The sequence below is a fragment of the Xanthomonas vesicatoria ATCC 35937 genome (genome assembly GCF_001908725.1).
Classification (GTDB): domain Bacteria; phylum Pseudomonadota; class Gammaproteobacteria; order Xanthomonadales; family Xanthomonadaceae; genus Xanthomonas; species Xanthomonas vesicatoria.
Window position 1 is genome coordinate 3,009,398 of sequence record NZ_CP018725.1, and the last position, 26,116, is coordinate 3,035,513.

21 protein-coding genes are annotated in these 26,116 nt (G+C 66.1%); 8 read left to right on the forward strand and 13 right to left on the reverse strand.

Annotated features, from left to right (window positions below; all coding sequences use genetic code 11):
- Positions 1 to 142: 142 nt before the first annotated feature.
- The 4 genes from BJD12_RS12995 to proP all read left to right on the forward strand — a co-directional run bounded on the left by BJD12_RS12995 (position 143) and on the right by proP (position 4,189).
- On the forward strand, positions 143 to 1,267 hold the full coding sequence (locus BJD12_RS12995; protein WP_042828288.1) for an alpha/beta hydrolase: 1,125 nt from the start codon (positions 143 to 145) through the stop codon (positions 1,265 to 1,267).
- Positions 1,268 to 1,373: 106 nt separating this feature from the next.
- Positions 1,374 to 1,772, forward strand: a complete 399-nt coding sequence (locus BJD12_RS13000; protein WP_005994775.1) for a host attachment family protein — start codon at positions 1,374 to 1,376, stop codon at positions 1,770 to 1,772.
- A gap of 151 nt (positions 1,773 to 1,923) precedes the next feature.
- Positions 1,924 to 2,253 carry a thioredoxin family protein gene (locus tag BJD12_RS13005; RefSeq protein ID WP_005994773.1) on the forward strand — a complete coding sequence of 110 codons (330 nt, stop codon included), beginning with the start codon at positions 1,924 to 1,926 and terminating at the stop codon, positions 2,251 to 2,253.
- Positions 2,254 to 2,698: 445 nt separating this feature from the next.
- Positions 2,699 to 4,189, forward strand: a complete 1,491-nt coding sequence (gene proP, locus BJD12_RS13010; protein ID WP_042828293.1) for a glycine betaine/L-proline transporter ProP — start codon at positions 2,699 to 2,701, stop codon at positions 4,187 to 4,189.
- Between the two features lie 13 nt (positions 4,190 to 4,202).
- Here proP and BJD12_RS13015 read toward each other — a convergent pair whose 3' ends face one another.
- A complete protein-coding gene (locus BJD12_RS13015; protein WP_042828292.1) occupies positions 4,203 to 4,661 on the reverse strand; it encodes an SRPBCC family protein in 459 nt (152 codons plus the stop codon).
- A 167-nt stretch (positions 4,662 to 4,828) separates the two neighbouring features.
- Here BJD12_RS13015 and BJD12_RS13020 point away from each other — a divergent pair, with 167 nt between their 5' ends.
- From BJD12_RS13020 to BJD12_RS13030, 3 genes are all read left to right on the forward strand, one after another.
- Positions 4,829 to 5,623 (forward strand): EcsC family protein, encoded by a 795-nt coding sequence (locus tag BJD12_RS13020; RefSeq protein ID WP_042828286.1) that lies wholly within the window; start codon positions 4,829 to 4,831, stop codon positions 5,621 to 5,623.
- 44 nt (positions 5,624 to 5,667) lie between these two features.
- Complete coding sequence (locus tag BJD12_RS13025; protein ID WP_042828285.1) at positions 5,668 to 6,063, forward strand: DUF4431 domain-containing protein; 396 nt, start codon at positions 5,668 to 5,670, stop codon at positions 6,061 to 6,063.
- Between the two features lie 258 nt (positions 6,064 to 6,321).
- Complete coding sequence (locus BJD12_RS13030) at positions 6,322 to 6,957, forward strand: DUF938 domain-containing protein (RefSeq protein ID WP_005994764.1); 636 nt, start codon at positions 6,322 to 6,324, stop codon at positions 6,955 to 6,957.
- Positions 6,958 to 7,265: 308 nt separating this feature from the next.
- On the opposite strand, the gene BJD12_RS13035 is transcribed toward BJD12_RS13030, so the two are convergent.
- From BJD12_RS13035 to BJD12_RS13095, 11 genes are all read right to left on the reverse strand, one after another.
- Positions 7,266 to 9,008, reverse strand: coding sequence for a hypothetical protein (locus tag BJD12_RS13035; RefSeq protein ID WP_058563984.1), 1,743 nt, complete (start codon positions 9,006 to 9,008; stop codon positions 7,266 to 7,268).
- Positions 9,005 to 11,251, reverse strand: a complete 2,247-nt coding sequence (locus tag BJD12_RS13040) for a hypothetical protein (protein WP_058563985.1) — start codon at positions 11,249 to 11,251, stop codon at positions 9,005 to 9,007. The genes BJD12_RS13035 and BJD12_RS13040 overlap by 4 nt, the downstream gene beginning before the upstream one ends.
- Positions 11,248 to 12,438, reverse strand: a complete 1,191-nt coding sequence (locus tag BJD12_RS13045) for a BatA domain-containing protein (RefSeq protein WP_005995443.1) — start codon at positions 12,436 to 12,438, stop codon at positions 11,248 to 11,250. Before BJD12_RS13045 ends, BJD12_RS13040 begins: the two co-directional genes overlap by 4 nt.
- 265 nt (positions 12,439 to 12,703) lie before the next feature.
- Positions 12,704 to 13,600 carry a DUF58 domain-containing protein gene (locus BJD12_RS13050; RefSeq protein ID WP_042828371.1) on the reverse strand — a complete coding sequence of 299 codons (897 nt, stop codon included), beginning with the start codon at positions 13,598 to 13,600 and terminating at the stop codon, positions 12,704 to 12,706.
- Positions 13,601 to 13,610: 10 nt separating this feature from the next.
- A complete protein-coding gene (locus tag BJD12_RS13055; protein WP_005995439.1) occupies positions 13,611 to 14,603 on the reverse strand; it encodes an AAA family ATPase in 993 nt (330 codons plus the stop codon).
- Positions 14,604 to 14,780: 177 nt separating this feature from the next.
- Positions 14,781 to 15,599: a DUF4159 domain-containing protein gene (locus tag BJD12_RS13060; RefSeq protein ID WP_042828370.1), complete on the reverse strand. Its 819-nt coding sequence runs from the start codon at positions 15,597 to 15,599 to the stop codon at positions 14,781 to 14,783.
- Positions 15,596 to 16,930, reverse strand: a complete 1,335-nt coding sequence (locus tag BJD12_RS13065) for a TldD/PmbA family protein (protein WP_005995436.1) — start codon at positions 16,928 to 16,930, stop codon at positions 15,596 to 15,598. The genes BJD12_RS13060 and BJD12_RS13065 overlap by 4 nt, the downstream gene beginning before the upstream one ends.
- 14 nt (positions 16,931 to 16,944) lie before the next feature.
- Positions 16,945 to 18,579, reverse strand: a complete 1,635-nt coding sequence (locus tag BJD12_RS13070; protein WP_005995434.1) for a TldD/PmbA family protein — start codon at positions 18,577 to 18,579, stop codon at positions 16,945 to 16,947.
- A 1,187-nt stretch (positions 18,580 to 19,766) separates the two neighbouring features.
- A complete protein-coding gene (locus BJD12_RS13085) occupies positions 19,767 to 21,395 on the reverse strand; it encodes a TldD/PmbA family protein (protein ID WP_005998046.1) in 1,629 nt (542 codons plus the stop codon).
- A 480-nt stretch (positions 21,396 to 21,875) separates the two neighbouring features.
- On the reverse strand, positions 21,876 to 23,030 hold the full coding sequence (locus tag BJD12_RS13090; RefSeq protein ID WP_042828759.1) for an epoxide hydrolase family protein: 1,155 nt from the start codon (positions 23,028 to 23,030) through the stop codon (positions 21,876 to 21,878).
- A 1-nt stretch (position 23,031) separates the two neighbouring features.
- Positions 23,032 to 23,946 carry an NmrA family NAD(P)-binding protein gene (locus BJD12_RS13095; protein WP_042828761.1) on the reverse strand — a complete coding sequence of 305 codons (915 nt, stop codon included), beginning with the start codon at positions 23,944 to 23,946 and terminating at the stop codon, positions 23,032 to 23,034.
- A gap of 176 nt (positions 23,947 to 24,122) precedes the next feature.
- Between BJD12_RS13095 and BJD12_RS13100 the strand changes: the two genes are divergently transcribed.
- Entirely contained in the window at positions 24,123 to 24,767 is a 645-nt protein-coding gene (locus BJD12_RS13100; RefSeq protein WP_042828765.1) for a TetR/AcrR family transcriptional regulator, read from the forward strand.
- A gap of 256 nt (positions 24,768 to 25,023) precedes the next feature.
- Here BJD12_RS13100 and BJD12_RS13105 read toward each other — a convergent pair whose 3' ends face one another.
- The gene (locus BJD12_RS13105) at positions 25,024 to 26,040 is read right to left on the reverse strand and encodes a class 1 fructose-bisphosphatase (protein ID WP_039425435.1); all 1,017 of its coding nucleotides are present in this window, start codon (positions 26,038 to 26,040) and stop codon (positions 25,024 to 25,026) included.
- Positions 26,041 to 26,116 lie beyond the last annotated feature (76 nt).

The window sequence follows — 26,116 nt, forward strand, 5'->3', positions numbered from 1 at the left end:
CTGTCCCCGCATGCCAGGCGTGCGTTGGTGCGCGGGCAACATGGTGACCAGTGTGGTCGGCAAGGCCGACACATCCGGCAAAGTGCTGCACTGCGCGGCGTCGCTATGCTCGACGGCTTGATTACGCCTGGGAGGGCATCGCATGACACCGTGGTGGAAGACACACAGTTGGATGGTATTGATCGGCGCGGTCTGCGCGCTGAGTGCACAGGCGGCAGAACCTGAGGCGCCGCCCGCGCCCGACGGCGTTCGCCAGGTTGCGCCGTTTGCGTTGCCGGTCTCCGAATACCTCAGCCCGGTGGCGCGTGCTCACGTGCAGGCCGACGTGGCACGCGCGGATCCGTTGGCCAAGGCCGACAACGCCACCTTGCTGCAGCAGCTGCCGGGCATTCGTGCCGACACCGAGCGCTGGGCCGAAGGGGTGATCGCGCAGCTGCGCACGCGCTATGCCGTGGAGGTAACGCGCGAGCGCTGGAACGACGTGTCGGTGCTGCGGGTGGAGCCGCGCACGCGCACGCCCGAGCAGGCCGAGCGGCTATTGATCGAGCTGCATGGTGGCGGCTTTGTCATGGGCAGCGCGCAATCGTTTGGCTTGATGGAAGCCATCCCGGTTGCGGCAATGACCGGCATGACGGTCGTTGCAGTGGATTACCGGATGGGCCCGGAGCATCGCTTTCCGGCGGCCAGCGAAGACGTGGCGGCGGTGTACCGCGCCGCGCTCAAGCGCTATTCGCCCGAGCACATCGGTATGTTCGGATGCTCGGCCGGCGGCGTTCTCACCGGCGAGTCGCTGGCATGGTTTGCCAAGGAACGCTTGCCGATGCCGGCAGCGGCGGGCATGTTCTGTGCGGCCGGCGACGCCCGCTACCGTGGCGATTCTCGCTATGTGGTCGCCGCAGTGAACGATGCACTGCTGCCCAATGCCGCCGGCGAGTTGCCGATCATGGAAGACCTGTACTACGGCGATGGCGTGGATTTTCATGATCCGCTGGTGTCGCCGGTGTTTTCCGATGCGGTGTTGCGGCAGTTCCCGGCGACGCTGCTGATCACCGCCACGCGCGCGGCAGAACTGAGCGCGGCGGCGTACACGCATTCGCGCTTGGTCGACCTGGGGCGTGAGTCGGACCTGCATGTGTGGGACGGGCTGGGCCATGCATTCCATCTGACCGAGACGTTGCCCGAAAGCCAGCAGGCGCTTCGCGTGACCGCGCGCTTTTTCAGCCGGCACCTGGGGCTACCGGTGCCGGCCGCAGCCGCGCCACGCTAACGCGGCGCTGACACCGGCTAGGCACGGTGCTTACATCTTCTCGCCTAGGTTCAGTTCGACTGGGTGCGGCATATGCCGCACCGATCATCGAAACAGGAGAAATTGGATGAGTCTGCAAATTCCTCAGGGGGCCTTGGTGGTCGTGGCCGACGGCGGCGAAGCGCGCTGGTTCACCAACACCGGTAACGAAGCCAAGGTCGTGCTGCGCCAGCATGCGCGCACCGACGTGCAGAACGTCGACGACGACGGCCCGGCCGGCAAGGCGCCGCAGGATCTCACCGAAGCAGACCGGGATGAAATGACCTTTGCCAAGCAGCTGTCGCAGGCCTTGAACGATGGCGCGCTGAAACACGACTACGCGCATCTGGTGCTGGTAGCCGACCCGACCACGCTGGGCCGTATCCGTCCGCTTTTGCACAAGGAAACCCAGCAGCGCCTGGTCGGCGATCTGGCCAAGGACCTGACCAACCTGCCGCTGGAAGATATCCAGCGCGCCCTGTCGTAAGCGCAACAATCACGCGTGTCACGCAGCACTAGCGTGGACGGCGTCCGGAATCGGGAGTGTATTGCTCATACACTTCCATTCCTGGCCCATCGCGTGTGCCGGCCAACTGCACACGCGCGATGGGTCATCTACCGTAACGGAGACACAGTTGATGGGGTTTGTTCGCGAGTACGCCACCCAAGCACCGGAGCGTAGCGAGATCGATGCGCAGGCTGGGCTCCAGTTGCTGGAATTCGGCACGGACTGGTGCGGGCATTGCATTGCGGCGCAGCCGTTGTTGCAGAAGTTGCTGGGTGGTCATGACGCGATGACGTACCGCAAATTCGAAGATGGAAAAGGGCGGCCGCTGGGTCGCTCGTTTCGCGTCAAGTTGTGGCCAACGGTGATCCTGCTGCGCGATGGCCAAGAAGTCGCCCGCGCGGTACGCCCGCAAACCCGTGACGACCTGCAAGAGCTGCTGGCAGTGCTGGAGGCAGGCTGACGCGCGCAGCGGTTGCATCGCCTGGTTGTAGATCAGCTGCGCTTGGCTGACCAATCGCCTCATTGCGTCATGGCACTCCGTCTGCAGTGCCGCTGCAACTTATATCGTGGTCATCGCGCAGCTGGTGTTGCTGCTGTCGATGCGCCTGCACAACAATACGCAATGTCTGAAGCAGCGCAAATCCTGCGCGCTGCACGGTCGAGCCTGCAGTAAATTGCACGCTGGTGTAACATAGCGCGCTGATCAAACCCTTGGGTATACGCCCATCCCTTTGGTCATCTGTCCTGCAGCGCCGCTGAGTTGACGCGGCCGTCCGGGAATGCCTCCGGCCTCTCCAGTGCATGTGCTCCTGCCGTGTGTCTGCGATGTGCTGTGTCCTGTGGGTTGTCAGGGCGAGCGGGCAGCGGTGGCCCGCATCTGGAACGCACTTCTGGAGACCAAACACATGCACGACACGCGCGCGATCCGTTCGCACTTCGGTTGGTTCAAACGCCGCCGCCAACTGCAACTCGACGACGTCACCGTGGTGGATCGCGGCATGCTGCGCCGCGCGGTGAGCGCCGCAGCGCTGGGCAATGCGATGGAGTGGTTCGACTTCGGCGTGTATGGCTACCTGGCGGTGACGCTGGGGCAGGTGTTCTTCCCGGCCAGCAATCCCACCGCGCAGTTGATCGCCACCTTCGCCACCTTCACCGTCGCCTTTCTGGTACGCCCAATTGGGGGCATGGTGTTCGGCCCGTTGGGCGATCGCTATGGGCGTCAGAAGGTGCTGGCGGCCACAATGATCCTGATGGCGTTGGGCACCTTCAGCATCGGCCTGATCCCCTCCTACGAGCGCATCGGTCTGTGGGCACCGGCCTTGCTGTTGCTCGCACGCTTGTTGCAAGGCTTTTCCACCGGTGGCGAATACGGCGGTGCGGCCACCTTCATCGCCGAATATGCCACCGACCGCAATCGCGGTGTGATGGGCAGCTGGCTGGAGTTCGGCACGCTGGGCGGTTACATCGCCGGTGCCGCCACGGTGACCGCGTTGCACATGAGCGTGACCCCGGCGCAGATGCTCGATTGGGGCTGGCGGGTGCCGTTCCTGATCGCCGGCCCACTTGGGCTGCTGGGCCTGTATATGCGCATGAAACTGGAGGAAACCCCCGCATTTCGCGCCTACACCGAGCAATCGGAGCAGCGCGAGCGAGAGACTGCGGGCCAGGGCCTGATGACGCTGCTGCGCCTGCACTGGCCACAACTGCTCAAGTGCGTCGGCCTGGTGCTGGTGTTCAACGTCACCGACTACATGCTGCTGACCTATATGCCCAGCTACCTCAGCGTCACCATGGGCTACGCAGAGAGCAAGGGTTTGCTGCTGATCATCCTGGTGATGCTGGTGATGATGCCGCTCAACATCGTCGGCGGTCTCTTCAGCGACAAACTGGGGCGTCGGCCGATGATCATCGGCGCGTGCATTGCCTTGTTCGCATTGGCGATCCCGTGCCTGCTGCTGATCGGCAGCGGCTCGGATGCGTTGATCTTCCTCGGGTTGATGCTGCTGGGCCTGGCGCTGGTGTGCTTTACCAGTTCGATGCCGTCCACATTGCCGGCGCTGTTCTACACGCCGGTGCGCTACAGCGCGTTGTCGATCGGCTTCAACGTGTCGGTGTCGTTGTTCGGCGGCACCACGCCGCTGGTCACTGCCTGGCTGGTGGAGCGCACCGGCCATCCGTTGGTGCCGGCGTACTACCTGATGGGCGCGGCGGCGATCGGGCTGGTGACGATGCTGTTCGTGCGCGAAACAGCCGGCCTGCCGCTGCGCGGCTCGCCACCGGCAGTGGCCAGCGATGCAGAAGCGCGCGCCTTGCTGCAGGCCGATGGCCCGGTCACGGTAGATGCGCAGTTGCCGCTGCCTGGCGCGCCGCCGGTGGGCCAGCCGCGCACTGCATGAGCGCGCGCGGCGCTCAGCGCAGCGCGGGGTCGCGGGCGTCGGGCATGTCCGGGAAGGGCATGCCCTGCCCGGTTTCCACATAGCGCTTGAGGCTGCTGCCCAGGAAGTACTGCCAGCTCTGGCTGCACGCCTCCAGGCATGGCGAGTCGCGGAAGCCGGACTGCACGAACTCCACCCGTGTGCCTTCGCTGGTGGAAATCAGGTCAAAGCGCATCACCGTGCCCTCCCAGGCCGCGGTGTCGCGCATGTTGGAGCGCTCGCAGCGCCAGCGCACCAACCGGTGATCGGCGCCTTGATCGATGCGCAGGACCACCTGCCAGCCATGGCTGCTCCAGCCCAGGCGCACGCAGTCATCGGCTTGTTGCACCTCGCGCGTCCACCAACGCGCCAGCTGCACCGGCGCGGACAATGCGGCGGATACCACTTCCGGAGCGGCGGCAATCACGATGCTGTGGCGAATCTCACGGGTCATCTGATGGGCGTTGCCTGCGTGGACACAGATGATGGCGTATTTTGCCAGCCAGTTGCAGCGTTGGCCGATCTGCGGGGGCCACTCGTCCAACGCTCACATGGCGCTGGTTACCATCGGCGCAGCCCCCTATGACGAGAGCAGGCATGACGACGCTTCCGATACCGGTGATGGATGTGGCCGCGCAGCGCGACCTGGCGACGGCGCACGCGCTGCTGGAAAACCCCGGCGTTGCCGCCCAGCTAGCCAATGCGTTGGGCGCGCCGATCGAAAGCCTGATCACCAAGCGGCTGCCCAGGGTGGTGACCCGCAGCATCGACGGTCTCACCCGTCGCGCGCTGCAGGTGGCCATGAAGTCGGCGCTGCTAAGCCTGCGCGGCAAGACCGAGCCGCTGCAGCCGGCCTCCACCACGCGGCACACCCTGGCGGTGGCGGTGGCCGGTGGCGCCGGCGGTTTCTTCGGCCTGCCCGGCCTGATGGTGGAGCTACCGCTGACCACCACGGTGATGCTGCGCTCCATCGCCGACATCGCACGCGCCGAGGGCGAATCCCTGCAAAGCCCGGACACCGCGCTGGCCTGCCTGGAAGTGCTGGCGCACGGCGGCCGCAGCGCGGTGGACGATGGCGCCGAATCGGGTTATTTCGCGGTGCGCGCGGCCATGGCGCAGCAACTCAGCGCCGCCGCCCGCCATGTCGCCGCGCATGGCTTCGCCAGCCAGGGTGCGCCGGCCGTGGTGTCGCTGGTCTCGCGCATCGCCGCCAAGTTCTCGGTCAACGTGGGCGAGAAGCTCGCCGTGCAGGCGGTGCCGCTGGTGGGCGCGGTGAGCGGCGCCACCCTCAACACGGTCTTTATCCGCCATTTCCAGGCCATGGCTCGCGGTCACTTCATCGTGCGCCGGCTGGAACGGCAATTCGGCGAGGAGGCGGTGCGGCGGGCGTATGAGGCGCTGCCCTCGGCGCGATAGGGCCTTACGGTTCACCCTCATCACCATTGCAGGGACTGACGGAAATGAAAGCCTCATGGCGTTTGATGCTAATCCTGTGTGGCCTGATCGCCGCGCCTGCATGTGCGCAGTCCTATCGATATGGTGCGCCGGAGGTCACGCTGCGAGGAACGCTCATCAGTGCCACCGGCCAGACACCCGATGGGGCAGAGATCATGTATCCGGCGCTGCAACTCGCCGCTCCACTTACGGTGGAGGCAACCGATGGCAACGAGGATTTGGAGCCCCGTGCAACAGGCATCACGCCGTTACAGCTGTCCCTCGATGCCACAACCATGCGCATGTTCAAGCAAATGAAGGGTCACCAGGCGCAAGTGTCCGGCACTCTTTTCCATTCCGATAACGGCCATCACTACACCGACGTGCTGTTGTCGGTGACCAGCGTTTCAGCAAAGTACTAGCTGCTCGGTCTGCTGTGTACCCAGGTGGAGCCGCTGCATCAATGCGGCCCAGCGCGTTGGTCCTCAGTGAGCGGGAGGCAGGTCACGCCCATGCAGCAGCGTGCAGCCCAGCACGGATGTCCACTGCTGCATGCGCGCACAGGACCAGCCAGCAATGGGTACGGTGCGCGTGTCTGTGTGCCCGCTCAATGCAGCCTGCTGCGCGACGCGGGACAATGGGGATCATTGCAATGCCCTCTTTCTGTCCGGACCTGTGACATGACCAAGCCCTTTTCCCCCGCGTCCGCACGCAACCGCGATCCAATCCTTGCGGTGTTGCAGCGGCACTTCGTCGATCGCCACCAGGCGCTGGAAATTGGCGCGGGCACCGGTCAGCACGCCGTGCATTTCGCTGCAGCGATGCCGTGGTTGCAGTGGCAGGCCAGCGACCACGCGGATCATCTGCCGGGCATGCGGCAATGGCTGGACGAGGCCGCGCTATCCAATACGCCGCCGCCGATCGCCATGCAGGCCGTGTTGACGCCGACGCCTGGGCTGGCGCCACTGCCCACCTTGCCCGTCCTGCCCGATGGTCAGCGAGGTTTCGACGCGATCTACAGCGCCAATACCTTGCACATCATGGGCTGGCCGCAGGTGCAGGCCTTGTTCGCAGGCTTGCCTGCAGTGATGGCTCCGCAGGCGGTGATGGCGGTGTACGGGCCGTTCAACCGCGATGGCCAGTTCACCAGCGACAGCAATCGCGACTTCGATGCGATGTTGCGCGCACGCGACGCGGCATCGGGTATTCGCGATGCGGCCGAGGTGGATGCGCTGGCCGCGCAAGTAGGCCTGCAGCTGGTGGAAGATGTGGAAATGCCGGCCAATAACCGCTGCCGGGTGTGGCGTCGGGAGTAGAGCGCGTTGGCGCTTGATGCGCCGGAGATGGTTGGTGCCGATTGCCGATTAGCAGCTGCGTGCACCGGATGGTTGTGCCGTGGTTGGTGGTCACCCCTGGCGCGTGGTGGCTTCGCTGCGCGTACGCGTGCCTGACTCGCCCTTGGCCGCCGCGCAGTGGGCGAATACCGTGCGCGCTGCGCCGCTGCAGTCCCCCACATCGCTGCAGATGCGCAGCAGCGCCTGCGCTCTGCACCCTACCTCTGCAGTGAGGGCGAGACGAAAGGGCGCATGGCCTGCAGCCCCTGCAGCGACGTGGTGGCTGGAGCTCAGCTGCGCCTGCGCTCCAGCCACCAGGTGGCGGTTGCCACCGCCAGCCATAGCAGCAGCCAGGGCCAGCGCGGTCCGGGCTGCGGCGCAGGGCGCGTTGTTGCAGGGGTGGATGCGCCGGCCGCCGCCAATGCCAATGTGTATGCGCGGAGTTGATGCCGGTACAGCGCCGGCGCATCGCCGGGCGCGCGCACATAGATCCAGCGCGGGCTCGGCCCGCCGTGTAGCCGATGCCAGCCGGTGGTTGCGGGCCAGTAGCCGGCGCAGCGGGTTGCATTGCCGGTGCGTTGGGCCAGCAGCGGCTGGCGGGTGCCATCGGGCGCGCTCACGAAGGCGTTGGCCGTCAGATCGCACAGGATCATGCGTTGTTGCGACCAACCCTCCTGCACCGTCGCCGGTGGCGCGCCTGCCGGGCGCGCCACCGCGCCGAGCAATTGCGCCCACAGCTGCGCATGCAGCGCGCGCTGGCCGGCCAGCACCAGCGTGTAACTGTCCTGAACCACGCTCACACCGATGCGCCCGCGCCCGACGCTGCGCCACCAGCCCAGGGCGGCGCCGTCGCTGGCGCGCGCGGCGATCACCGCATCGCTGTCCTGTGGCTGCAGGTTGCGGCGTTGCAGCGGCGGCGGGGCGGTCTGTGCGCGCGCATCGGCGGGCGTGCCGGCCGGTACCAGGGCAACGGCGGTGCTGACCTCGCCGCCGGTCACCGGCAGCCCGAGTGCGCCCAGTGCGGTGCGGGTGGCGGCATCGGCCGGGTCGGCCGCCTGCACCAGCACGCCCAGGCCACGCGCGATCGCCGCGCTGACTGCTTGCCGTTGCGGTGTGGGCATGGCCAGCAAGCGCCGGGTGTCGAGCACCAGCACGTCGAGCCGGTCCAGGCTGGCGGCGTCCAGGCTGACCGCATCGCCGAGTTGCAGGCCGGCGCTGACGCTGACCTGGCTGCGCGCCGCCAGCCCCGCATCGCTGGCCCAGCGGCGCAGGTATTTGAACTCCGGCTGCGGCGCACCGGCCAGCAGCAGCACCCGGGCCGGCGGCACCGCGGCGATCTGCACCGGGACATCGAGACGGCCCTGGTCGCCGTCAGCGGCATCGCGCAGCTGCAGGGCGAACAGCACCTGCCCTGGCGCCTTCGCCAGGCCGTGCAGGCGTACCTGGCCACGCGCATCCGGGCGGCCGCGATCGACGCGTTGGCCGGACGGGTCGAGCAAGTCTACCTGCGCGTTGGCCACGCCCCGCACCTGCGCGGTGATGGCGACCAACTGGCCCGGTGCCACGGCTGCCGGCGCCCAGGCCGCGACCAGCCCGCGCACGGGCGGGCCCAGCGCGGCCTGCACCGCCATGCCTGCCAGGCCATCGCGATCGCGCGCGGGCAAGCCGTCGCCATGCACCACCACGCGGGCGGTGGCGGGGTTGCGACGCAGCGCAGTGGCCAGGTCGGGGACGCGCGGCACCCCGGGCAGGCGGGGCGCTTCCGGCAGCGCAACCCATTGCGCGCCCGCGCGGATCTGCGCCGGGCGGGTCCCCGCCGTGGCCACCTGCAGCACGCCGGCAGTGCCGTCACGTGGTGGCGGCAGCAGCACCGGATAGAGCAGGGCGGCCAGCAGCGGCTGGGCGGCCAGCAACCACCATAGCCGGCGACGCGCACGTGGCTGGGCTGCATGCGCGCGCAGCAGCCGGATCCAGCCGGCGACCACCAACAGCATCAGCACGGCGGGTACCAGCCAGGGCAGTGCAATGGTCATGGCGGCGGAACCTCACGCAAGGCATCCAGGTAGCGCTGGCCGCGCGCGTCGGCGGCCGGTCGCCGTTGCACCGGCGCCGGCGGCGCGCTGAGCGTGGGCCACACCAGGGCGCGCAGCCGGGCGCGGCAACGCAGGCAGGCAGGGTCGCTGCGCAGGGTTTCCACCGCGGCCGCCACGCTGAGCGGGTCGGGCACCAACTCCTGGGCACCTTGCAGCCAGCGGCTATAGCGATCGAGCACGGCCTCGGGCACCGCGCCGCCTTCGCCTAGCGCAGTCCACAGCGCCAGCGCCGACGGGTCCGGTGGCGGCCGGGTGTCCAGGGCGGCGGGGCGGTCGCCCAGTCCGTCGCGCTTGCCGCTCATGCGCCGGCTTGGGTCGATCGGCGGCAACTGCGTGCCGACGCGTGCCAGATAGATGCGCTCGGCCTGCTGCACCTGCTTGATGAAACCCAGGGCCTTGTTGGCGAACGGCAGCGCGCGCTCGGGGTGGCCCTGGCGCAACTCGCCTTCGGACTGCCACATCTGGTCCAGCGCGGCACGCAGCAGGGCGCGGGTCTGCGGGTCCAGCAAGGTGGCCGCTTCGGCATGGTCGTGGGTGTGGCCGAACTCGGTCAGCACGTCCTGCGCCTGGCCAAAGCCGCTGCGCTCGGAGTGGTTATCACCGTGGTCGTGGTCATGGTCGTCCAGGGCCGCGGCGCCGCTGGCCGGTGTGGCGGCGTGGTCGTGATCGGCATGTGGCGGCGTGGCGTCATGGGCGTGCTCGGCCGGCGCGGCGGGTGCATCGGCGGTGGGCAGGTCATCGGCCGGGGCGTCGCTGGTGGGCGGTGCGTCGGCCGTCGGCGGGCCCTTCGGCGCGCCTTCGCTTTCTTCGCCCAGGAACTGGCCGTAGCGCAGCCTTAGTAGGCGTTGGTCCACGCCGATGGCGTCGGAACGCTTGAGGAACGTGGCCGCGTCCAGGCGCGGTTTTTCTTTCAGCAGCGCCTCGGCATCGATGATGATCTGGCGCTGGCTGCGGAAGTAGGCCGGCAAGGTCTGCTTGACGCTGGCCTCCAGGCCGGCGGCCATGGTCTGTTCCGGTGGCGGCCAACGCAGGATCACGCTGGCGCTGCGGCCTTCCTGCGGGCCGGGCTGGCGGGTGTCGTGCACGATGAGCTGGGCGATCAGGTCGTCGCCTGCGGCCATGCCCAGCGCCTGCGGCTGCAGCGTGGTGGCGAAGCTGCGGCGGTTGGCCGGGCCGCTGCCGGTGAGCGTGCGGCGCTGGGTGGTGAAGGTGATGTTCTCGCCGCTGCCCTGGGCCAGGGTCAGGCGCAGCTCGGCGCTGGCGGCCACGGCGTAATCGTCGCTGGCTTCGAAGCGCAATGCCCAGGCGCCATTGGCCGGTGTCCACAGCACCAGGCTCTGCTCGGGGGCGAGCACGCGCACCTGCGGCGGGCGGTCGGGCAGCACGTCCAGCCGGTGCAGCTGGCGGTCGGCGGGCGTGCCGTCGATGAGAATGCGGTACAGGCTGGCGCGCGTGGCGGTCCATTGGCCCTGCCACCGGTCGCTGCCGCTCTGCCGGGTCAGCGGGATGAGGTGGCCGTCGGTCAGCCGCAGCGCCACGCTGCGCGGGGCCGGGCTGACCTGCAGCTGCCAATCCAGCCGGGTGCCGGCGGGCACGCGCGCATCCAGGCCGGGCAGCCGCGCGGCGGGCAAGCCGGTGTAGGCCGGCGGTGTGCTGCGCAGCTGTGCCTGACGCAGCGTCGCGGCACCGCTGCTGGCACGGGCAGCGGCCACGCGGTCGGTGGGGGTGGCCGGCGGCGGTGCACGCGGTGGCCACAGCAGCAGGGCGCTGCAGGCGACCAGGCCGAGCAGGCTCCAGGGCCATGCGCGCCGCCACGGCCAGGCCGGGCGCAGATCGCGCGGAGTGCTGCACAGGCGCTGCTCCAGCCGCTGACGTTGCAGCGCCTGCAGCGGGCCCAGTTGCGTAGTCGGGACGAACAACAGGTCGCTGCTGTCGTCCAGGTCCGGCTCGCGATCCAGCCGGCGGATCAGCCAGGTCTGGTCCAGCTGCCGCGCCGCGTGCAGCGCGACGATGACCAGCATCACCACGCCCGTCAGCAACAGCGGCACCGTCGCCGCGTACGCGCCCATACGCCAGGCCAGCACGCCCGGCAGCAACGCCAGCGGCCAGCCGAACACCAGCACGCCGGCAGCGCGTCGCCGGCGTGCGGCCTGCCACGTGCTCTGCAGGACGGGCGCGCTCATGCCGCGCTGCTCCGGCGCGGGGCGGTGGCCAGCCAACGCTCGAGCGCAAACAGCAGCAACACCGCACCGATCAGCCACGGCGCCAGCAGCCACGGCGGTGTGCCCAGCCGGATCGCGCCGCCGCGCTGCGGTTGCAGGGTCTGCGCCAGGGCGCGTTGCGGGATGGCTGGTGGTTGCAGCGCAGCGTGCAGGCGGGTGGGGAACTCGGCATCCAACAGCGCCGGCAGCTGATGCGGCTGTAGTGGCGCGGCCCAGCGCAGCAGGCGCCCGCGCCCGAATGCGGTGGCGTCGAGTGCAGGCTGCCCATGTAGTTCAAGCACGGGCTGCAGCGCGGCGGCGAGTGTGGGCGGCACCGGCGTGCGCGCATCCATCAGCAGCTGGCCACCGGCCGCAACCCAGGCCAGCACCGACGCGGGCGGGGCGGTGGGCGCCAGCCACGCCACCACCGTGCCGGGTGCCCAACGCGCCGGCACGGCGTCGGCAGGCGCGTCCACCGGCAAATTACCCGGCAGCGCCCAGGCGGCATGCACCGCGCGGAGATAGCGCAGCGCCGGTGCGGCGCGGTCGTCGGCAATCGCCTGCAGGCGTAGCGGCATGCCGGCAGGCGTGGCGGCCACTGGCGATGCACCGGGTAGCACTTGCCACCGCACTGCACGCGACAACTGCACCCGCTGCGCATCCACCACGCCCCATTGCGCGGGCACGATCACGCTGAGCGGCGCGTCTGTGGGCAGGCTGGCATCGAGTTCGCGCAGCAGGCTGGCAACCGGCTGCGGCTTGTCGGCCTGCGCACCGTTGCTGGTGGCGGTATCAGCCTCGGCGTCGATCGGTGCAAAGCCAGGTGCCAGCCACACCCACTGCGCATCCTTGGGCTGCGGCAGCGCGCGTGCCGCGGCCAGGTCCACGCCCGGGCTCACCGCGATGCGCGGGCGTGCATCCTGCGATGCGCGCAACGCCGGCTCGGCCAGCAGCAGCGCCAACGCGGCCAGCAGCAGCAGGCGCACCAGCAGCAGTGGCAGCTCGTCCAGGCGCACGCGGTGGCGTGGGCGCGGCACCGCACGCAACCAGCGCAGCGCCGCAAAGTCGGTGGGCCGGTGCTCGCTGCGCCGCGCCAGATGGATCAGCAGCGGCAGCAGCAGCGCGGCCAATGCCGCCAGCCCGGCGGGGAACAGCAACAGCAGATTCATGCGCAGGCCCCTGCGTCGACGCTGTGCGTCAGTGCGCGCATCGCATTGCCGGGGCGCGGGTGTCTGCGCGCATGCGGGGCTTGCTGTCCTGGCCGCAGCCGCCGTTGTAGCCGCACCTGCAAGAGCAGCAAGTGCATCCAGAGTGGCATTGCGTATGCACGCGCGACGATGGCCAGCGTTGCATCGGTGCGAATACCCCGCCTAGGCAACCGTGGCAGCGATGGCGAAACGAAAGACACAGTCACCACGCCACACAGGCACGCGCTCATCGAGGCGCACCCTGACCGAACAACTGGCGCAGGGCGACATCGGCCGGCGCATCCAGGTAGTGCACGGCATGCGCAATGCCGGCCGCTTGCCAACGCGCCTGCCGCGCGCGCTGGGCGGCAGCGAAGCGCTGCAGATAATCGTCGCGCATGGCCGCGCCATCGCCGAGCAGTTCTTCGCCGGTTTCCGGGTCGCGGAAGCGGTGCCCGCCGCTGAATTGAAAATCGCGTTCGTCGCAGGTGAGCACCTGCAGCTGCAGCACTTCACGGCGCGCGGCGGCGAATTTTTCCAATGCGCTCGCCAGTTCTTCATCGAACCCGTCGCCGATGGACAGCAGCAGATCGTGCGCGGCGATGCGTTCCCACAACGGTCGCACTGCCTCCAGCCCTGGCCACCGGCCGCCGGCGCGTAGGCCATGCAAAGCCAGCCAAAGACGGTCGCGCTGACGGCTGCCGACACCGGCCGGCACTGAGACCAAGCCACCGCCATGCAGTGCATACAAGCCGACCCGGTCGCCCTGCTGCAGCGCCACTTCGGCAGCGCAGGCGGCCAGCGTCGCCATCGTGTGCAAACGCGTGTGTTCCGGCCGCGCGCTGTCGGCCTGCCCGGCCGATGCGGTGGCATCGAGCAACAGCCACAGCGTCAGCGGGCTTTCGCGCTCGGCTTCGCGCACGAAGAACCGGTCCGAGCGTGCGTAGAGCTTCCAGTCGATCTGGCGCAGCGCATCGCCCGGCTCGTAGGCGCGGTACTGCGCAAACTCCAGCCCGGCGCCGCGGCTGCGGCTGGCGTGCTGGCCGATCCCGTGCCCGCCCTGCGCCTGACGCGCACGTAGCTGCAAGCCGCGCAGGCGGCTGCGTACATCGGCGGGAATCAGGGTCGGCAGCGGTGAGTGCACGGGCCTGCCCTCAGCTCGGGAACGGCACCGCGCGCAGCAGCGCGGCGACCACATCGTCGGCACTGCGTTGTTCGGCTTCGGCAGCGAAGGACAGCAGCAACCGGTGCCGCATCACCGGCGCGGCAAGCGCCACCACATCGTCGCGGGTGGCGGCCAGCCGGCCATGCAGCAACGCGCGCGCCTTGGACGCCAGCACCAGCGACTGCCCGGCGCGCGGGCCGGCGCCCCACTTGATCCATTGCCGCACCGCATCGCTGGCCTGCGGCCCGGGCCGGCTGGCACGCACCAGGCGATTGATCCAGGTCAGCAGATCCGCGCCCACATGCACCTGCCGCACCTGCCGCTGTAGCGCCTGCACGCTGGCCGCGTCCATCACCTTGGGCACCTGCGCGCTGGCACTGCCGGTGGTCTGGCTGAGGATGTCGCGCTCTTCCTGCTCGCTGGGGTACTCCACGCGCACGTGCAGTAAAAAGCGATCCAGCTGCGCTTCCGGCAGCGGGTAGGTGCCGGCCTGTTCGATCGGGTTTTGCGTGGCCAGCACGAAGAACGGATCCGGCAATGCATAGGTGGTGCCGGCATAGCTGACGGTGCGCTCGCTCATCGCTTCCAGCAGCGCGGCCTGGGTCTTGGGCGGGGTGCGATTGAGTTCGTCGGCCAATAGCAGATTGGTGAAGATCGGCCCTTGTTGAAACCGGAAATGCCGGTGCCCGGTGCCGTGATCTTCTTCCAGCAACTCGGTGCCCAGGATGTCGCTGGGCATCAAGTCGGGGGTGAACTGCACGCGGCGGAACTGCAGTTCCAGTGCCTGTCCGAGCGAGCGCACCAGCAGCGTCTTGCCCAGCCCGGGCGCGCCTTCCAGCAGGCAGTGTCCACCGGCGAGCAAGCCGATCAACAGCTGCTCCACCACCGCGGCCTGGCCCACCACCGCCTGGGCCAAGGCGGCGCGCAACGCATCAAGTTGCGAGAGCTGGGCAGTGAGCGTGTCTTCGTCGGGGGAGGTCATGGGGAATCTCTGGTTATGTGGCGGCTTGCGTACGGCGGGTTGGTGCGTGTTGCGGTGTTACTGGTAAAGCTGCATCGCTCTCAAGGCAATGCTGGTAGATGCATGCGGATGACGCTTCACGGCCGAACATGCGCTGCGTGCGTCCGACGCTTTATCGGTGTGGCGCATCGCGGCATGTCAGTTGGTCAACGCATACATCACGATGTTGACTGCGAATTTGGTGTTGTCTTCGGCCAGGAAGCGTTTGTTGCGCCAGTCGTAATCCCATTCGCAGCCGTAATCCTTGTTGCTGTAGAGCACCCCCAGGCGACCGTCGATATGGATGCCCTTGAGATAATCGTGCACCAGATCGTCGCCCCAGCCATTGAGCTCGAAGCTGGTAGCCGGCGGGCCGTCCGGAAACCTGAAGAATGCGCTGTAAAGACGATGGTTCCTGGGCAATTTCTGCACTGCCGTCTTGCCGAAGATCGATGCCATCTGCGCCTCGAACGAGGTCGCGAACAAGCCATCGATATCGTGATTGCAATCGTCCACGAATACGAAACCGCCATTGCGCACGTAGTGCTCGAAATTGCGCCGCTCGGCCGGGTTGAACTCCACCAGCTTGTGCCCGGCCAGGTAGCAGAACGGCGCCTGCAACATGCGCGGGTCGGCCAGATCCAGCACATGTTCCTGCGGATCCACGCGCAGCTGGGTGTAGTCGATCAACGAGGTGATCAGGTTGGACGGCATGCGCGCATCCACATCCCAATCGCCCGAGTCGTAGCGCAGCCGGGTAAACCAGAAATCGTAATTGCCCGCCGCCCGCGCCTGCCGCGGTAGCGCCAACGCAGCGACGCTACCGAGCAGCAATCCAAGGAAATGACGGCGCGTCGCGGGCGCCGCCAGGGCGTGTAGACCGGGAACGGGATGTGCAGGAAAACCATCGGGCCGCGAAGAGCTTGCTCCGCTCTCCCATTCCCGATTCCCCAATCCCGATTCCCGGCTCTCAGTCACACCGCATCCGACAACGAGGTAAACGTGAAATCACGCAGCCGCATCGGCGGAATCATCATCACGTAGCTGGATTCATCGCCGGCCACGCGCACCGGTTTACCCAGCTCGTCGATGTTGTTGAGCATGATGATCGGCGATTCATTGAAGCGGAAATTCTTCACCGGGTACTTGATCTGCCCGTTCTCGATGTAGAACGTGCCGTCGCGGGTCAGCCCGGTCAGCAGCACGGTCTGCGGGTCGACCATCCGGATGTACCAGGTGCGCGTGACCAGGATGCCCTTCTCGGTGCCGCGCACCAGTTCGGCAATGTTCTTGTCGCCGCCAGCCATCAGCAGGTTGCCCGGCTCGCCGATCGCACGCTTGCCGTTCTTCTGCGCCCAGTAGCGCGAATACTGCAGGTTGGCGATCTTGCCGTTTTCGACGATGGGCATCTTCTCGCGCGGCAGGCCTTCTTCGTCCCACGGCATGACCGCTGCACGCGCATCCCATGGGTCGGCAGTGATGTTCACGCGGGGGTCGTAGACCTGCTCGCCCAGTTTGTTGCCGCCGCCCTTCTTGGACAGGAAGCTGCGGCCCTCGTCGGCCATGCGCGCATCGAAGTAGCGCATCATGAACGAGATCAGCCCGGCCGCTGCCGCCGGCTCCAGAATCACCGTGTATTTGCCAGGTTCCAGTGCCTTGGCTTCGGCCGAATCGCTGGCCTTGCGCATCGCGATACGGATGTCCTGCTCGGCCTTGAAGTCGGCGGCGTCTTTCAGGTTACGACCAACCCAGCCCGAGCCGCGGCCGTCTTCGGTACGCACGGTGCAGGTATAGTCAAAGCGCGCGCCGCGCTGGTAGCCGAAGTTGCCCTTGCTGTTGGCGAACGCGGTGAAGCTCTGGCCGTCTTCTAGAAAGCCGGCAGCGATCAGGCCCTTGCCCTTGCACGGCGCAATGGAATCGGCGGCGACTTGCGCGCGAAAAGCCGGGTCGATGGCGGCGGTAGAGTCGCTGAAGGTGGGGCTGGCCTTGTAGGTCTGCTTGTCCACCGCCGGCATGAATTCCGGGTTTTCCGGCGCCAGCTTGGCCAGATCTTCTGCGCGGCGGACCACGCGCTCCAACGATGCATCGTCGAATTCGTTGATGGTGGCCACGCCCACGCGCTTGCCGAACGCCACCTGCACCTGCAGATCGGTGTTGTCGACAATGCCGCTGGTGGAGACGTTGTTGAGTGCAAAACGGATATTGCCGTCAATCGAGCCGCTGAGGGTGGCGGTGCACTCGTCTGCCTTGGACAGCTTGATGACCTTGTCCAGAATGGCCTTGGCCTGCGCTTCGGTAAGGATGCTCATATGGGTTTCTCCTGTCAGCCGAGCGAGCGGGCGGTGTTGATGACGTTGATGCCATCGAAGCGTGCGGTGGACGAACCATGCGAGACCGCCGAGACCTGACTCGGCTGGCCCTTGCCGTCGAAGAACGAACCGCCCAGGCGGTAATCGCGCTGATCGGCCACGGCGCTGCAGGCATTCCAGAATTCCGGGGTGCGGATCTGGTAGGCCACGTCTTCGAGCATGCGGGTGATCGCACCATTCTTGATTTCGTAGAACAGCTGCCCACCGAACTGCGCGTTGTAGCGCTGCTGGTCGATGGAGAACGAGCCGTCACCGATGATGTAGATGCCGTTTTCCACGTCCTTGATCAACTCGCTCACGCTCAGCGGCGTCTTGCCGGCCGCCAGCGACACGTTGGCCATGCGCTGGAACTGCACGCTGGACCACGAATCCGCGTAGCAGCAACCATCGGAGGCGGTCTTGCCGAGGATATGTGCCTGATCGCGGATGGCCTGGTAGTCCACCAGCTTGCCGTCGCGGATCAGATCCCACTGCTTGGTCTTGACGCCTTCATCGTCATAGCCCACTGCGCCCAGGCTGCCGGGCTGGGTTTTGTCGGCCAGGATGTGCACCTTGTCGCTGCCGTACTGGAAGTTGGCTTTGAGCTTGTCCAGCGTGGCGAAACTGGTGCCGGCGTAGTTGGCCTCGTAGCCGAGCACGCGGTCCAGCTCCAGCGGGTGACCCACCGACTCGTGGATGGTCAGCCAGGTATGCGACGGGTCCAGCACTAGATCGTACTTGCCCGGCTTCACCGATGGCGCCTTGAGTTTTTCTTGCGCCTGCTTGGCGGCGGCGATGGCGTCTTCCTTCATGTCGTAGGACAGGCCGTAGTTCACCACGCCATTGGGCGAGACGAACTTGCCAGACGCTGCGCCATCCAGATATTCGTAACCCAGGCCCACGGGCGCGGACAGGCCATCGCGCGTGCGGAATTTGCCGCTGACCTTGTCGATGGCGGTCACGCTCATCGGGGCCCAGATGCGGTGCACGTCCTGATCGATGTAGGAGCCGTCGGTGCTGGCGAAATACTTCTGCTCGTTAACCACAAACAGCATCGAGTTGACGAAGTTGGCGCCGGCGGCGGTAGCGGCGGCGTTGACGCCGAGCAGCAGATCCACCTTGTCCTTGATCGGCACTTCCATCGCGTTCTTTTTGATCGGCGTCTTCCAGCTGACCTCGCCAACGCCGGGCGTGGGCGCCAGCTGCACCGGCGTGCCCTGCACCTTGCCATTGGCTTTGGCGATGGCTGCTGCTTGTGCGGCGGCCCTGGCTACGCCTTGCTCGGTCAACTCGTTGGTGGCGGCAAACCCCCATGCCCCGCCCACGATCACGCGGATGCCGGCACCGATAGACTCGGTATTGACCACGTTCTGCACCTTGTCTTCGCGGGTGATGACGAACTGGCGCAGATAGCGGCCGATGCGCACATCGCAATAGCTCGCTCCAGCCTGCCGCGCGGCAGTGAGCCCGGCGTCGGCCAGGCGCTTCTTGCGGCCGACATCGAAGGGTGTCAACAACTGTTCGGCGGCAATCGCCTTGCCAAAGTAGGCCGGCACGATTAGCCCGCCCATGGTCAGCCCGGTCAGGGCCAGGAAATCACGTCGCTGCACGGCAACTCCCCAATAGTCCCGCGCGGCGCGCAGGTAGTGTGGTGACGCGCAGACGGTGCTGCACGTGGTATCTCCGATTCTTGCCGGGCGAAGAATGCGGCGTCAAATGACTTTCGGCAGGGGTATGTGGATAGCGTTGCCGCAGATGCCGCCAAGCGCACTGCATGTCTGCGTTGAAACATGGCGAACACGACTGGTTGCTCATGCGACGTTATCGCCGCGATACACGGTTGATCGATGCCGCCTGCGTTTGCCCTGTTGACTACTTGGCCGCGCGTTGCATCGCACCGTTGTACGCAGCAAGGGGATTACCGGCTCCAAACAGCTGGTCCAAGCTGTGCAGGCTTCGGTCGCGTAGCGATACGGCTGCCGCTTGGCTGCAGGGCCCTTGCCCGCCCACCATCGCGGGACACGCCGTGAATCCATCCATGGAGGCTCTTATGCGGCATCCATGCCGCATAAGGTCCCGCGACGGTGGGCGGGCAAGGACCGGTAAAGAGGGTCGGTATGTTGGGTTTTCAACAAAGCGACCGACCAACGTTATGGTGCGGTGCCCTTGCCGCTTGCGGGACCCTGTGGCGGCATGGATGCCGCCACGGAGCCTACAGGGACGTACTTGCGGCGTGTCCCGCGAGCGGTAAGGGCGCCGCACTCTCGACGCACCAGGCGTTTGACTGCATCCGAAAGGATGACGACATCCTGCGCAGCGCTGTTCAATGTGGCAGGAAAATCCAGTGGATGCTTCAGTCACTTAGCGACAGGGCCGCGCCCTGGCTGCAGGGCCCTTGCCCGCCCACCATCGCGGGACGCGCCGTGAATCCATCCATGGAGGCTCTTATGCGGCATCCATGCCGCATAAGGTCCCGCGACGGTGGGCGGGCAAGGACCGGTCGAGAGGGTCGGCGTGCATGTTTTTCAACAAAGCAGCCAGCCAACTCTCCGGAGTGGTGCCCTTACCGCTTGCGGGACCCTGTGGCGGCATGGATGCCGCCACGGAGCCTACAGGGACGTACTTGCGGCGTGTCCCGCGAGCGGCAAGGGCGCCGCACTCTCGACGAACTTCAGGTGGCCCGGATGTCCCAACGAAGCCATCCAACACCAGATGTACTTAATGTCTCCTACGCGCTGAAGGCGTCGGGCCAAACAACCAACAAACCGTTCCGTCAGCTGCTTTCAGCCAAAAGACTTCAGCCCAACGAACGCGCGGTATTGATCACGTTGATGCCATCGAAGCGCGCAGTGGACGAGCCATGCGACACTGCCGAGACCTGGCTGGGTTGACCCTTGCCATCGAAGAACGAGCCGCCCAGACGGAAATCGCGCGCGTCGCAGACCGCGCTGCAGGCGTTCCAGAATTCCGGCGTGCGGATCTGATAGGCGCCGTCTTCGACCAGGCGCGTGACCTGGCCGTTTTCGATCTCGTAGAACAGCTGCCCGCCGAACTGCGCGTTGTAACGCTGCTGATCGATTGAATACGAACCGCGGCCGTGGATGTACAACCCGCGCTCGACGTTCTTGACCATGTCCGCCACCGCCAGTGGCGTCTTGCCTGCAGCCAGCGACACATTGGGCATGCGCTGGAACTGCACGTTGGACCACGAGTCGGCGTAGCTGCAGCCGTCGGAAGCGGTCTTGCCGAGCAGATGCGCCTGATCGCGCGTGCATTGGTAATCGACCAGGATGCCGTCCTTCACCAGGTCCCATTGCTTGGTCTTGACGCCCTCATCGTCGTAGCCCACCGCACCCAGGCTGCCCGGCTGCGTCTTGTCGGCGACAAAGGTTACCGCGTCGCTGCCCCAGCGGAACTTCGCATCGCGCTTGTCCAGCGTGGCGAAACTGGTGCCGGCGTAATTGGCCTCGTAGCCAAGCACACGATCGAGCTCGAGCGGATGGCCCACCGACTCGTGGATGGTAAGAAACAGATTGCTCGGGTCGATCACCAGATCGTACTTGCCGGCCTTCACCGACGGCGCGGTGAGCTTGGCGCGCGCCTGCTTTGCGGCGGCAATGGCATCTTCGCGCGCGTCGTAGCTTTTCCCATAACCGACAAGCCCGCCGGGCAGTGCGTGCTTCTCGCGCGCATCGCCATCCAGATATTCGTAGCCCATGCCCATCGGCGAAGACAGCCCGTCACGGGTGCGGAACTTGCCGCTGGCCTTGTCCACTGCAGTCACGGTGAAGGGCAGCCACAGCCGGTGCACATCCTGATCGATATATGAGCCATCGCTGCTGGCGAAGTACTTTTGCTCGTTGATCGCAAACATGCGTGACGCCACGAAGGTGGCGCCGGCGTTGAGTGCGGCAGCGTTGACGTCCATCAGCAGGGCCACTTTGTCCTGCAGCGGCACTTCCATCGCATTCTTCTTGATCGGCGTGCGCCAGCGCACCTGTCCGGCCGCCGTCACCGGCGCCAGCTGCACCGGCGTGCCGCCCAGCCGTGCATTCGCCTTGGCGATCGCGACCGCTTGCCGCGTGGCGGTCGCGACGCCATCGCTGGTCAAGGTATTGGTTGCCGCAAACCCCCACGCACCATCGGCCAGCACGCGCACGCCCACGCCACTGGATTCGGCGTTGACCACGTTCTCCACCTGCGCCTCGCGGGTGATCACGAACTGGCGCAGATACCGGCCCACACGCACATCGCAATAGCTCGCACCCGCCGCCTTGGCGGTGGTCAGCGCGGTATCGGACAAGCGTCGGCTGCGCGCTGCATCGTTGGGCGTGAGCAACTGTTCGGCAGCGATCAAGCGCGTGTTCGGCAACAGCAACCCGGCGGCCCCGATACCGGACAGGGTGAGGAAGGTACGACGGTCCACGGCGGTTCTCCATTGAAGGCGCGCGACACGACCCCCGCCGTGCCCGCCCCCGAGACTGGCCGGTGCGGGCGTTGGTGGTCAAGGGGGCAGTGCTGGAATGGTGTCTGGCAGCTCTAACTTCAGCGCCGCCATGTCCGCCGCGCAGCCGACCGTCTTGGACCGTGACAAGGCGATCTCGGGAGCTTGTGGCCAACCCCCACAACGACGAGACGTCGAATCTGTGGATGGTGGCATCAGCAGTGGGTGCCAGCCGAAAGACAATGCCGCTTGGCGGCAGTGGAGGCCGCTAGAACCGCGCGAAGTCCGCTGGTGCGCAACACGTTGTAAGTCGCTGATATGCAGCAGATTGGATTGGGACGTTTGCTGGACTATCTACACGTTCCTGCCGCGATAACGCTCCCTCAGCGGAAATCGGATACACCGGCACCATCAGCATGGCGGTGCCCGGGGGCGGTGCGCGCATGTGAGACTTGGTAGCCGTTACCGAAGAGACCGAAAGGTTGTACGCAGATGGTCGATAAAGGCTAGCGGGTTCTCCATTGCTGCAAAATGTCCACCTCGCTCCGCTTCTCCGAAAAAGCGGAGATCCTCGAAGCGTCGTTGTGCCCAACGCTTGGAGACGCGCACCTGCTCCCCAGGAAACATGCTGATGCCGGTTGGCGTCGGCATTGGATGCGAAGGCATCTGCGCCCTGGCTTCCTGCGCGGCGTCCCAATACAGCCGTACAGAGCTGGGTCCTGCGTTCGGGAGCCAATACAGCATGATGTCATCGATGAGGTGGTCCAACGCGAACACGGTCTCCGGATCGAAATCGCTCTGCGAGACGTCCTGGAAGAGTGCATAGATCCATGCAGCCAGGCCCACCGGAGAGTCCGCCAAGCTGAAGCCTACCGACTGCGGCCGGGTGCTTTGCAGCTTCATATAGCCGGAAAATTCGTTGTAGTAGCGTTGGGCGTCGTCCAACATCTTCTGCTCGGCCGGTGTGGCCTCAGCGATCTCCTGCTGGCTAGGCTCGAACATCACCATGTTCAGATGGATACCCACCAGGCCGGGTGGCTGCATGAATCCAAGCGCGGTGGTGATCGCGCTGCCCCAATCGCCGCCCTGTGCAGCCCACCGCTCGCCATACCCCAAGCGGCGCATCAGTTCGACCCATGCCGCAGCCGTGCGCCCGACTCCCCAGCCACTGGCGGTTGGTTTTGCAGAGAACCCAAAGCCAGGCAAGGATGGAATGATGAGATGAAAGGCGTCCGACGCCTGCCCGCCATGGGCGACCGGGTCACTCAAGGGGCCGATCACCTCGCGGAATTCGAGCACCGATCCGGGCCACCCGTGGGTCAGCAGCAACGGAAGCGCATCCGGCTCCGGCGAGCGCACATGCAGGAACTGGATCTCTAGCCCATCAATCGTCGTACGACTGCTGTTCCAGCCGTTCAATAACTGTTCTGTCGCACGCCAGTTGTAACCAGATTGCCAGCGGTCCACCAGGCGCCGGATGCGCGCGTTCTGCGGGCCCTGGCTGTGGTCCTCCACGGTTTCCCTGCTTGGCCAACGCGTTTGCCTAAGCCGGCGTGCGAGGTCATCCAGCTCCGCTTGTGCGACCTGGATGTGGAACGGTGCAATGCCATCGCGCATCTCAAGACTCCCGTACATAGGTGTTGGCCAGTGTCTGGCGTGCTGTCTGCCAGGAGCGCGCACCGTAGCGATCGTTATCCAGCGGGACCAGTTTGCCGCGCCCGCTCATCATGTCGCGCAGATACTGCATGCCCTGCCAGGGAGGGAAGGGATCATCGCTTGCGGGCGTGAGTGCACGCACCGCACCGATGATTGCCCACATCGTCCCGAGCCCGCCGGGCCTGAGCGTGCGATAGCGCTGCCCGGTCAGTTGGGTGAGCAGTTGCGCGATGTCGTTCGGCGAAATGCTGTTGCCGGCAATGCGCAGGTCTCGCGGGGCCGTGGAATCCAGTGCGGCGGCCGCCGTGTAACTGGCCACGTCATCTTTGGCGGTGAAATCGAGTTGCTGGTTTGCGTCGCCAAAGTGCATGACACGCCGGCCCGGGACCACGAGGCGCGCACTGCCCTCAAGGAGTTCGAGAAAACCGCCGCACAACACCGAGGTCGCCGCGATCGGCGCGGCATCCAGTTGGTCTCTGAACCGGCGGCGGAGATCCAGGTTTCGATTGTCGCCCGGTTGTGTCTTCGTGTAGTCCAGAGAGAAATCAGACGGGATGAGGCGAGGCACGCCTGCGCTGACCGCGGCCTGCAACAGCTTTCCCTGTTGACCCAGGATGACGTTTTCCAGGCCGTTAAGCGCGGAAACAACGCATGCCGCATGCTTGAACGCGTCGCGCAATGCGTGGGCGTCTTCCATCTCGACGTATTGAACCTTGATGTCGCTACGTTGCAACGCCGCAACACGGTCCTTCCCCGCACCTTGCCGAACAAGGGCAACCACAGCGGCCCCCTGTGCTTTCAGGGCAAAGGCGATCCGGTAACCGAGGTCGCCGGTGGCGCCTGCCACAACGACCTGTGATCTCACATCTGTAGTCACACCTAGCCTCTCGCTTGGGTCTTTTGCGCCAACAACGGCAACCGGAGCCGCAACAGAAGAAGCCACCCTTCTGTCACTCGCACCTTCGTTATTCGCACGTTTAGTAGCCATGCAGCGAATAACTGAACGATAACGTTCAGTTGATGGGAATGCAAGCGACGTGTAACTTTTCGTCGATGAAAGCGGTCAAGCAAAAATCAAAGGGCGGACGGCCGCCACTCGATAAGGCGGGTGATGTCGACCGGCGCTTACTCGATGCAGCACTGACACTTTTCCTTGAGCGCGGATTCGAGGACACCTCGTGTGAGGACATCGCGCGACTGGCAGGCGCGGGCAAGGCAAGCCTGTACGCGCGCTATGCCAATAAAGACGCCATTTTTGAGGCCGTGGTGCGTCGCGATGTCGACACCCAGCCATTGCCTGACGCGACCAGCGTCGCCGCCATGGATCTGGAGGGGCGCCTAAGACACGCAGGGCAGGGGATGCTTGCCCACGCACTGCAGCCGCAGACGGTGGCGATGATGCGTTTGGTCGTCGGCACCTCCACCCGGGCGCCAGCGCTTGCCGCTGAAGTCAACCGTATCGGCTGGGAAGGCGGGCTTCGGCGCGTGCAGATGACGATTCTCGATGGCCCAGATCAACCGGCCGATCCGTTCGCCTTGGCAAGCCACTTCGTCGATCTGGTCTTTGCCCCGCATCAGCTACGAGCGCTGCTGGGCGAGCATCCAGACAGCCTGATCGCCACTGCATCGGAGCGTGTGGAGTGGGCGCTTGCACTTCTCAAGGATGCTGGCCAGCTCGATACCGCGAGTGCTCAGTGACACCCTGAAATCCGGAGGAAACTCTGACCGGACCAGCAGGGCTACGCGACATTCCCCACGCGTGTTGAGCGGCTACCAGGCAACTGACATTCGCCGACGTCGAGAATCTGCGCGAGCGCGGGCAGGCCCATCGTGAGCTTTGCAAAACCGCTGTTTCATCATCTGCTACGCAATCTGCCGTTGGCATACAGCAAGACACCCGCACGAGGCGGGTGTCTTGTATGGATCGATGCTGCGTGTAGCCTGAGCCGAAACCTCAGCCCTGGGCCTTATCCGCATCCAGGTGATAACGCGTGGCCTGCGCCACTTCATTCTTCGAACCCAGAAACACCGGCACGCGCTGATGCAGCTGCGTCGGCTGGATGTCCAGGATGCGTTCGCGCCCGGTGGTGGCTGCGCCGCCAGCTTGCTCGACCAGCATGCTCATCGGGTTGGCTTCGTACATCAGGCGCAGCTTGCCTGGCTTGGACGCGTCCTTCTTGTCCCAGGGGTAGATGAAGATGCCGCCGCGGGTCAGGATGCGGTGCACATCGGCCACCATGCTGGCGATCCAGCGCATGTTGAAGTCCTTGCCGCGCGTGCCGTCCTTGCCGGCCAGTAGGTCGCCCACGTAGGCCTGCATCGCCGGCTCCCAGTGGCGTTGGTTGGACATGTTGATGGCGTATTCGGCGGTGTCTTCGGGCACGCGCATATTGGCCTGGGTCAGCAGGAAGCTGCCTTCCTCGCGCTCCAGCGTAAAGGCGTGGGTGCCGTGGCCGAGCGTGAGCACCAGCATGGTGCTGGGGCCGTAGATGCAGTAGCCGGCGGCCACCTGTTGCGTGCCCGGCTGCAGGAAGTGTTCGTCGCCGGGCTTTTCGGTGCCCTTGGGGGCGCGCAGCACCGAGAAGATGGTGCCGACCGAGACATTGACGTCGATGTTGGAGCTGCCATCGAGCGGATCGAACAACAGCAGGAAATCGCCACTGGGGTATTGGTCCGGCACCGGCTGGCTGTGGTCCATTTCTTCGGAGGCGCATGCGGCCAGGTGGCCGCCCCAGGCGTTGGCTTCGAGCAGGATGTCGTTGCTCAGCACGTCCAGCTTCTTCTGCGCTTCGCCCTGCACGTTGCCGGTGCCGGCATCGCCAAGCACGCCGCCCAGCGCGCCCTTGCTCACGGCGATGGAGATGCGCTTGCAGGCGCGCGAGACGATGGTGATCAGCTGGCGCAATTCCGCATCGATACGGCCGGCGTGTTGTTCTTCGATCAGGAAGCGGGTCAGCGAGGGACGCGACATGGGGGCGGGCAGCCTGTGTAGGAAGTGGGCCGCCATTGTCGCCATTGCGCCGTTAGATTTCGATCACTTGCTGCGC